Source organism: Serratia sp. (in: enterobacteria) (assembly GCF_046715635.1).
GTDB lineage: Bacteria > Pseudomonadota > Gammaproteobacteria > Enterobacterales > Enterobacteriaceae > Chania.
The window spans coordinates 1-6,462 of sequence record NZ_JBKJYW010000269.1 but is presented as its reverse complement, the minus strand read 5'-3'; the positions used below and the strand labels follow the sequence as shown (position 1 = coordinate 6,462).

Below are 6,462 nucleotides of genomic sequence, written 5' to 3'. Positions count from 1 at the left end.
CGGTATCGTGGGTGAGCACATGCCGCTTCGGGAAGTGGTGAGTAAGAAGAAAGATGGGGTATTGCGCAGGAATATCAGCGGACTCGATCGGTTCCCTCTTCCCGTGGGAGAGGGTTAGGGTGAGGGGTCATTACTCGATCTGGCTAAAATTAACTGACCCTCAACGTGCCAGATGATAAATACTGTATCCCGTCGCAGCACCAGCCACATCCCAGGCAAAATCCTTCCAGCTCCAGCCCGTACCGCCTTCCCGACTGTCATACAGCTCTTTCGCCGCGCCCAAGCCAATCGAAAATAGCAGGCCAAAACTGCGGCTACGTGCCTCATTCCAGTTCTGGTGATCGCCATAGGCCGCGCCAGCGGCGGCAAATGCAGCGGAGGCCACAAAGTGTTGAGCCTTGTCTTTGCCGGTCCAGTTGTCTTTGGCCATATGGGTACAGCCACTGGAGAACAACAGTACCGGGAGGAGGATAAACGGGCGGAGTGGGCGCATAGTGAAAACATCCTGTCTCAAAATGTACAAAAAAGCCCGGCATTGCCATACCCGTCGCCTTTCAAACTGCAGCGTTGTTACCTGCGTGCGTGAGCCCCAGTCACTTACTAAAGTAAGCTCCTGGGGACACACGCACTTGTCGCCTAGCTGCAACTTGAAATTCATAGGGTATCGGTGACATGAAATTACAATATACGGCTAATCAAGCGATCAATACGGATCCGGCGCAGACGACGGATCAGTTTGCGTACCTTGACCGGATATTCCTGAATGCTTTGCAATTCGAGATAGTGGCCCACCACCGTGGTATGGGTGCGGATCGTTTCCAACTCTTTATGCCGTTGTTCGTGCATTTCGTGCTTGGGATCGTGGATCAGGATGGCGTTCTCCAGATCCAGCCGCCAGGCGCGCGGGTTGAGGTTGTTACCGGTGATCAACTGCCACTCATCATCGACCCACATCCCTTTCAGGTGATAGCTGTTATCGCCGTCTTTCCACAGGCGCACAATCAGCTGGCCGGTATCAACATAGCGTTGCAGGCGGCTCAGGAAGCGGCGCAGGTTGATTTCGTAGAGATAGGGTAGCGCGCCGATAATCTTGAACGGCTGATCTTCAGGAATGTAGAAGTCATTGGCCGTCTTGTCACCTACGATGATTTCCACCTGTTTCCCTTGGCGCAGCAGATAAATGATATTGCGCACCAGCAAGGCTGGCAGGTTGAAGTAAGGCGTGCACAACGTCAGTTTCTGATCGGTGCTGGACATCAGGTGGTGGATCGTTTTGTTCAGAATGCTCTGTTTACCCAGGCCGACTAACGGAGTGACGGCCAGCTCATCATTACCGGCGTTCCCCTGAAATTGATAGGCGGCACGGCGTAGGGCAAAGCGAAACAGGCGGGTTTCGTTCTTGATCTCCAGGCTTTTGGGTCTGTCATCACGATCAAGACGCTGTACGGCACCGGCGGTTAACAGATGCTGTTTGATGTAATCGCACAGGGTCACCGCCAACAGATTATTGGTGATCAGCTGATAGCGATCGTAACGATACTTCTCGTGCTGGTGCAGATAGACATCATTAATACTGGCACCGCTGTAGATCACCGTATCGTCAACGACAAAGCCCTTCAAATGCAGCACGCCCAGCGCTTCGCGAGTATTGACCGGAACGCCGTAAATCGGCACCGAAACCTGCGGGTGCTGTGCAGCCATAGCGCAGTACCAGTCGGCATTGGTATTCGCCGCTGCTGCACCGATACGCCCACGTTGAGCACGATGCCAGTCAACCAATACGCAGATTTCCAGCTCAGGGCGCTGCTGCTTGGCTTGATAGAGCGCATTGAGGATGTCGCGGCCCGCATCGTCATGCTCCAGATAGAGCGCTACCAGATAAATGCGGGTTGTTGCGTTAGCGATCGATTCCAGCAACGTTGCACGGAAATCAGCCGGCGTATAAAGGGTACGGACATCAGCAACCGTCTGGGGGAGTTTGGGCAGTTGTGCAAGGTGTTGTTGATGTTTGCTACGTTTAAATTTTGACAACATCACAGTGCGCTTCTTCTCTCATATTTGGATGGCCGGAACGCCACTTCCATGAATAAAATGCTTCGAACAATCGGGCGATAATACCACTAGTTGTGCCGATTGTGCGTATGTTTTGGCGTTAAGTAATGGATTCATATTACATTGCGACAGCGGTCACGGCGTCGCCCCATCCTGTAGCGGCAGGGTTAAATTGACAATCCCTTCGTCAATTTGCACATCGACCTTGAACCCCAGCTTTTGCGCCAGCGTGACCATTCCACGGTTATTGGGCATGGTAATGCCTGTCAGGCGGGTCAGACCTTGCGCTCGAGCATAGCCGATCATTTTCATCAATAGCTGTCGGCCCAAGCCTAAGCCTTTCAGATCGGAACGCACCAGCACGGCGAATTCGGCGTCGGTGTTGTCCGGATCTGACAGGGCGCGCGTCACGCCGATGATCTCTTCGCCATCCCGTACCGCCACGAAAGCCATTTCTCGATCGTAGTCGATTTGGGTCATGTTCGCCAAATCGTCATGGCTAAACTCGTTGATCTCACTAAAGTAGCGATAATAGAGATCTTCCTTGGTGACCCGGTCGATAAAGTGCTTCAGCGCCGGTTCATCCTCCGGCAGGATCGGGCGGAACAGACATTGAGAACCGTCTTTTAATTCAATGGTTTCTTCCAGTTCATGGGGATAAGGGCGGATCGCCAGACGCGCCTGTGGATCGCCACTGAAAGGCGTTAACTGCATGGAAACGTCCAGCAGGGTAAATTCGCTGCCAGAGGCTAATACCGGATGAATATCGAGGCGTGAGATCTCTGGGCAGTCAAGGATCAGGTTGGAAACCTGCACCAACAGGCGGCTTAAGCCGGGGATATCAAGCGGCCGCAACGCACTGCGCCCACGGATTTTTCCCCCTTTCACTGCCTGCAACACCAGATAACGCGCCAGCGCCATATTCAGCGGTGGCAAGGCAACGGCGACCTGGTTTTCCTTGCGCCATTCGATGCCGCCTTCGCCCAGCATGATCAGCGGGCCGAAGGTCGCGTCCTGTTCAACGGCAATCCGTAATTCTTGTGCTCCGGCACGGTTGGCCATGCTTTGCACTAACAGGCCGTGTATGCGCGCTTGCGGATAAGTGCGCTTCACTCGATCGAGGATCGCTTCCGCCGCCCGCTGCACTTCGGTGGCGGTACGCAAATAAAGCATGACCCCCTGCACCTCGGATTTATGCGAGATATCCGGAGAGCGTAGTTTCAGCGCCACCGGGTAGCCAATCTGTTCGGCAATGTGTACCGCTTCGGCGCTGTCACTGGCAATCCAGGTTGGCAAGGTACTGAGGCCGTAAGCCTGCAAAATCGGTTGGACTTCATGGGTATCCAGTTGGCTAGCCCCTTCGGCCAATGCCTGATGGATTAACTGGTGTGCTGCGGCGGTATTGGCCGTAAGCCCGATCGGTAACGCCGGAGTTTCCTTCAGCTGCTTCTGGTTACGGCGGTATTCCACCATATGCATAAACGCGGTGACGGCACCTTCTGGCGTTCGGTAGGTTGGGATCCCGGCCTCGGTAAACAGGCGGCGGGCTTCCTGAGAGGAGTATTCGCCGCACCAGTTGGTTAACAGCGTAATGCGTTTACCGCGTGGGTGCTGGCGGATGGCCTCGATCAGCCGTTCGGCGGTCTCAGTGCCCGGAGAGGCGGCGCTAGGGGCATGGATCAACAGCAGGGCGTCATAGTCGTGGCTGTCGAGCAGCGGTTGCAGAGCGGCCAGATAGCGCTTGGGGGTTGCATCATCACGCAGATCGATAGGATTTCCTGGGCGGATAAACTCCGGCAGGGCAGAGCTCAGCTTCTCCTGAGTCTCATCCGTCAACGTTGCCAGCTTACCGTTGCGGGAGAGTAATTCATCCAGCGCCATGGCTGCGGGGGCCGCGCCGTTGCTGATAATCATTAGCCGCTCACCGCGCAGCGGGTGCATATGGCTTAAGGTTTCCACGGCGGAAAATAGCTCGTGAGTATCCTGCACACGCAGCAAACCGGCGCGTTGGATCGCAGCATCGTAGGCGGCGTCCAGTCCCTGCTGGCTGTTGAGCAGTAGCTGCGCCTGTTGGCTACGGCCACTTTTGATCACCAGGATAGGCTTATTGCGCGAGGCACTACGGGAGGCAGAAAGGAAACGCCGCGCGTCGTTGATGTTTTCCAGATACAGCAGAATGGCGCTGGTTTTGCTGTCGCGGGCCAGGAAGTCGAGCAGATCGTCGACGTCGATATCCAGGCTATCCCCTAACGCGATGAAGTAGGAGAAGCCAACCTCCCGTTGTTGCGCCCAGTCCAGAATGGTGTTCGCCACGGCGGCAGACTGGGAGATAAACGCCAGCTTGCCTTTCTGAATGGGGACCGGCGAAAAGCTGGCGTTGATCCCTTGCCAAGGCGCCAGCAAGCCCAGGCTATTTGGCCCCAGCAGGCGCATTGAGTAATGTTGTGCGGTGGCCTTCAGCTCGGCGAATTGTTCCACGGGGGAGGAAAGTACGATGGCGGTTTTGCAGCCGCGTTCACCCAGGGCTTCGATCAGTGCCAGGTTACGCTGGGCATTGGTACACAGCACGGCCAAGTCGGGAGTTAACGGCAGGCTGGCCACGTCGGGATAAGCCATCACGCCACAGACTGCCTTGTAGCGAGGCGTGACCGGCAGTATCGGGCCGGTAAATCCGCCAGCCAGCAGATTGCGCATCATCAGGTAGCCAGCCCGGCCGGGCTGTTGCGAAGCGCCGAGCACGGCAATCGATTTGGGACGTAATAGCGCTTCTAACCCTCTCTGGCTCATGTGCGGCTCCTGATCGGTTTACCTGAAAGAGGCAAATTATCGTCTGATTCTAGGCGCTTTGTGGCTGATTTGCTGTGACCGGTGCCTCTGGGCGGTGAGGTTTCCCGGCCAGATACTGTTCACGGAAGTAATTGAAATGTTGGCTCAGCCCGGTCGCGGCCTGTTCATCCCCCGCCTGTTGCAGCAGGGCGGCAGCCACCTCTGCCGTACAGTGCTGTTCGGGGCGGCTGGCAACACGTAGCAAATAGTCTGATGAGGCCAACACGTTCAGTGAAAAGACCGGGAACTGATTCAGATAGGGGCTTTTACGGAACATCTTGCGCGCTTCCGACCAGGTACCGTCGAGCATGATAAATAGTGGGGGTTTGCCTCCGGTGGGCACGCTGCTAACCACCGGGCGATCCGCATCGGCATAAGAGGCCGGGAATACCACGTAGGGTTGACGAGTGGGATCGTTGATGGCTGCCAGCAGGCCCGGATCGACTTCGGTGCGTGACCAGGTAAACGCCAGGGTATCAGGTAGGATATCGGCGATCAGGCGGCCGGTATTGCTGGGTTTTAACGGTTCTGCGCCGAACATGATCAGGCAGAAGCGGCTGTTGGCCTGCTGCGGTTTGATGGTGGCACACAGGCAGTTTTGCTGCGGCAGCAAACAACCCTGACAGCGCACGGCGCGGCAACCCCTCGCCAGAAACGGGCGGGTGGCGCGGTCTAAACGGTGTTGGCGCAGACGAAGTACGGCGTTGTCAGTCATAACTATCCTGAAAAACCGCCATTGTAGCGCAGAAAAAAGCCCGGCGGGAGGGGCGCACGGGCTATCCAGGCGATGTTATGCCGACAACAACTGGCGGCATAGTAAGCGCTTTTGCGTTAAACTAGCTCGTTAAGCCAGTTATCGAACGGCGCTTTCGGCATCGCGCCGTTGAGCATATCGACCATCTTGCCTTCACGGAATACCATGATGGTGGGGATGCTGCGAATGCGGAAGCGGGCGCTCAACTCGGGTTCGGCTTCGGTATTGACCTTCACGAAGCGCACCTTGCCAGCACGCTCCTGTGCCACGTCTTCAAAGATCGGCGCGAAGCTGCGGCACGGGCCACACCACGGGGCCCAGAAATCGACCACGATCGGCAAGTCGTCTTGCAGGAGCTGGTCCAACGTGGCAGCGGTGGCGTTAATCACTTCACCGTCGAACAATTCATGGCCGCAGCGGCCACATTTAGCACCGTCCGCCAGACGTTCTTCCGGCACGCGGTTGGTGGCATTACAAGCTGCACAAACTGTATTCATGATTACCTCAGGGGGGGTGACGCAGCGAAACTGGCTACGAATATACCCGTCGTCTTTCAAGCTGCAGCGTTGTTACCTGCGCTTGCTCACCCCAGTCACTTACCCAAAAGTAAGTTCCTGGGGATGAGCAAGCTTATCGCCTAGCTGCAACTTGAAATCCATAGGGTAAATGTATCTTTAATGTTGCTTATTATCGTTAAAAGCGCGGCATTCGACCAAGTGATTTGTTCGATGAATTTGATAGATGCTAGCTTTTAGCGCAAGTTGGTGGCTTAGCGCACCAACATCAGGTAATCTTCGCGCCCTGCGCGTTGGTGGAGAAGACAATGAACG

General features: G+C 55.8%; 5 protein-coding genes. All 5 read right to left on the bottom strand.

The genetic code is table 11. The features are described from left to right. Positions 1-160: 160 nt before the first annotated feature. The 5 genes from ACLQ7H_RS13245 to trxC all read right to left on the bottom strand — a co-directional run bounded on the left by ACLQ7H_RS13245 (position 161) and on the right by trxC (position 6,129). On the bottom strand, positions 161-493 hold the full coding sequence (locus tag ACLQ7H_RS13245; RefSeq protein ID WP_411753073.1) for a YfiM family lipoprotein: 333 nt from the start codon (positions 491-493) through the stop codon (positions 161-163). A gap of 185 nt (positions 494-678) precedes the next feature. Then, positions 679-2,034, bottom strand: coding sequence for a CDP-diacylglycerol--serine O-phosphatidyltransferase (pssA, locus tag ACLQ7H_RS13240; RefSeq protein WP_411753072.1), 1,356 nt, complete (start codon positions 2,032-2,034; stop codon positions 679-681). A gap of 153 nt (positions 2,035-2,187) precedes the next feature. Further along, positions 2,188-4,839, bottom strand: a complete 2,652-nt coding sequence (locus ACLQ7H_RS13235; RefSeq protein ID WP_411753071.1) for a bifunctional acetate--CoA ligase family protein/GNAT family N-acetyltransferase — start codon at positions 4,837-4,839, stop codon at positions 2,188-2,190. A 49-nt stretch (positions 4,840-4,888) separates the two neighbouring features. Further along, positions 4,889-5,593, bottom strand: a complete 705-nt coding sequence (locus ACLQ7H_RS13230; protein ID WP_411753070.1) for a tRNA-uridine aminocarboxypropyltransferase — start codon at positions 5,591-5,593, stop codon at positions 4,889-4,891. 116 nt (positions 5,594-5,709) lie between these two features. Next, a complete protein-coding gene (gene trxC / locus ACLQ7H_RS13225; RefSeq protein WP_021807597.1) occupies positions 5,710-6,129 on the bottom strand; it encodes a thioredoxin TrxC in 420 nt (139 codons plus the stop codon). Between the last annotated feature and the right edge of the window lie 333 nt (positions 6,130-6,462).